Below are 2,974 nucleotides of genomic sequence, written 5' to 3' on the forward strand. Positions count from 1 at the left end.
CGCAATTTCTCCTTTTCTTCTGCCGTTTCATCATCTAACCGAGGATTTCGTCAAGTCCCGAGCTTTTCTGCGAGCCGCCATTTACACCACATTCCCTGAATCAATGCCCGGAATGAGGAGATGTTTCCGGAATGGCCGGTCTTTTAAATGGGAAAAAATTGCATAAAATCCGTTACTTACCCCGCAAAGGCGATAAATACATGCCGAATACTGGTACTCAATTTGACTTAAGCGGGAGTGACTTATAAAATGTGTAGCGTTTCGAGAAGGCGGAAAATTGTTTCTGAGGGCTGTTTTTTTTTGGAAACGGCTCAGACATCTGTCTTCGTGTAAAAGGAACAGCACCCGTACGGTTTAATGCGGTATCCCCGCCAGATAATAGATTTTTGATATCATGACTAATAAAATTTACGACACCAGAATTAAGGAAATTACCGATCTTATCCCTCCTGTAGCTCTTATTGAGAAGTATCCCTGTACCGATAAATCCGCGAACACCGTTCTGAATGCCAGATCTGCCATTCACGACATTATGACAGGAAAGGATGACCGTCTGGTTGTCATTACCGGCCCCTGCTCAATTCATGATACCAAGGCCGCCATTGAGTATGCGGAGAGGCTTGCCGTTCTCCGTGACCAGTACAAGGACAATCTGGAAATCCTGATGCGCGTGTATTTTGAAAAGCCCCGTACCACAGTTGGCTGGAAGGGCCTTATCAATGATCCGTACATGGATAACAGCTTCGATATCAACATGGGTCTCAAGATTGGCAGAAAGTTGCTTCTTGACATTAATGATATGGGCATTCCGTGTGCCACAGAATATCTTGACGTTCTTACTCCCCAGTATCTGGATGAGCTGATTTCCTGGGTTGCCATTGGTGCCCGTACCACAGAGTCTCAGGTACATCGGGAGCTGGCCTCCGGCGTTTCTTCTCCTGTGGGATTCAAGAACGGCACTGATGGTACTGTGAAGATTGCCATTGACGCTCTCAAGTCTGCAGCTTCCCAGCATACCTTTCTTTCGGTAACCAAGTTCGGACACAGTGCTATTGTGAAGACTCTCGGCAATGAAGACTGTCACATCATTCTCCGTGGCGGCAGCAGAGGTCCTAACTATGATGCTGCCAGCGTTCAGAGCGCTGTAGAGGGGCTTGCCAAGGCCGGACTACCTGCCAAGGTAATGATTGACTTCAGCCATGCCAACAGCCATAAGGAGTTTAAGCGCCAGATGGAGGTTTGTGCTGATGTCTGCGGTCAGCTTGCCGGCGGTCAGAATGGCATTTTCGGCGTGATGATCGAGAGCCATCTGGTAGAAGGCCGTCAGGATCTGAAGGAAGGCTGCTCAGACAGCCTGGTTTACGGTCAGAGCATTACAGATGCCTGCATCGGCTGGGACGACACCGCTGTGGCTTTGGAACAGCTTTCAAAGGCTGTTGATGCACGTCGTGCAGCAAATGCCAAATAATTGAACCCGGAAGGGGAGCCGAGACAGTGTTCCCCTGTTCATGTGAAAACTACGCTGGTCATCAGGAGAGTAAAAATGGCTCGATATTCACTTGATAAAAACAAGATTAAGATTCTTCTTCTTGAGGGAGTTTCCGAAAGTGCTCTTGAGGTATTCGAAAAGGCCGGATACACCAATGTGGAGTACCTGAAGGGTGCTCTGGGCATGACGAGCTTATAGAGAAAATCAAAGACGTGCATTTTATAGGAATCCGTTCCCGGACTCACCTTACTGAGGACGTGTTTGAGGCAGCACACAAGCTCTGTGCCGTAGGCTGCTTCTGCATCGGTACCAATCAGGTGGATCTGGATGCTGCCCGGGCTCACGGTATTCCTGTTTTCAACGCGCCGTTCTCCAATACCCGTTCCGTTGCCGAAATGGTTACCGGTGAGTACCTGACCTTAATGCGTACCATCCCTGAGAAGAATGCTATTCTTCACAGAGGCGGCTGGGACAAGAGTGCCAAGGGGTCTTATGAGGTTCGCGGCAAGACTCTGGGCATAATTGGCTACGGTCATATTGGAACACAGGTGGGCATTATTGCCGAGGCTTTGGGTCTCAAGGTTGAGTTCTACGATATTGAAAACAAGCTTGATTTTGGTAACGTGCGTCAGGTTGAAACCCTGGATGAGCTTTATGCCCATGCTGATATCATTACTCTCCATGTACCTGACAATCCTACCACCAGAAACATGATCAATGCAGAATCCTTCAGCAAGATGAAGGACGGGGTGATCTTCATCAATGCCGCCAGAGGCGCTGTTGTTGATATTGATGCTCTCGTTGCTGCTCTTAAGAGCGGCAAGGTTGGTGGCGCTGCTATTGATGTATACCCGAAGGAGCCGGCAAAGAACGGGGATCCTTTCGAGTCTCCGCTGACCCAGTTTGACAATGTTATTCTGACCCCGCATATCGGCGGTTCCACCAAGGAGGCTCAGACCAACATCGGTATTGAAGTTGCCAACAAGCTGGCCACGTACTCCGATAACGGTTCCACGCTGTCTGCTGTTAACTTCCCGCAGGTTTCGCTGCCGGTTCAGGGCAATGTCAGCCGTCTTCTGCATGTTCACAAGAATGTTCCGGGAATTCTCAAGCAGATTAACCAGATCATGGCTGAGAGGAATATCGGCGTGGCTTCCCAGTACCTCCAGACTCTGCCGGATATCGGTTATGTGGTAATGGATGTAGTTACCGATGATGCCGAGGAAATCCTCCAGGAGTTTAAGAAGATTCCGGGAACTCTGAAGGCTCGTATTTTGCTGTAAGGTTGTTTTCTTTCCTCACAGTGAAGAAATGATATCTAAAAGGTCGGCTTTGTCCGGCCTTTTTAATTGTCCCTGTTCCAGGGAGTTATTTCTTTTTTCGTATTAGGTCCAAAAAGTCGTCTAATATAAACTCAAGTAAATAACAGAAATCGACTTTTTAGAAAAATAACGGAAAAACTTGAAAAAACTGACTGATTTTTAG

1 protein-coding gene and 1 pseudogene are annotated in these 2,974 nt (G+C 48.0%); both read left to right on the forward strand.

Annotated elements, in window-relative coordinates; all coding sequences use genetic code 11:
• The first annotated feature begins 394 nt into the window (after window positions 1-394).
• Window positions 395-1,468, forward strand: a complete 1,074-nt coding sequence (gene aroG / locus F557_RS0118120; protein WP_019003618.1) for a 3-deoxy-7-phosphoheptulonate synthase AroG — start codon at window positions 395-397, stop codon at window positions 1,466-1,468.
• A 75-nt stretch (window positions 1,469-1,543) separates the two neighbouring features.
• A pseudogene (gene serA, locus F557_RS20795) lies at window positions 1,544-2,772 on the forward strand (phosphoglycerate dehydrogenase).
• Window positions 2,773-2,974 lie beyond the last annotated feature (202 nt).

Origin of the sequence: Succinimonas amylolytica DSM 2873 (assembly GCF_000378405.1) — a bacterium.
Lineage (GTDB): Bacteria > Pseudomonadota > Gammaproteobacteria > Enterobacterales > Succinivibrionaceae > Succinimonas > Succinimonas amylolytica.

Bases quoted from the DNA above. Each gene is read 5' to 3' on its own strand.
- aroG (WP_019003618.1), top strand. From the start codon at position 395: ATGACTAATAAAATTTACGACACCAGAATTAAGGAAATTACCGATCTT.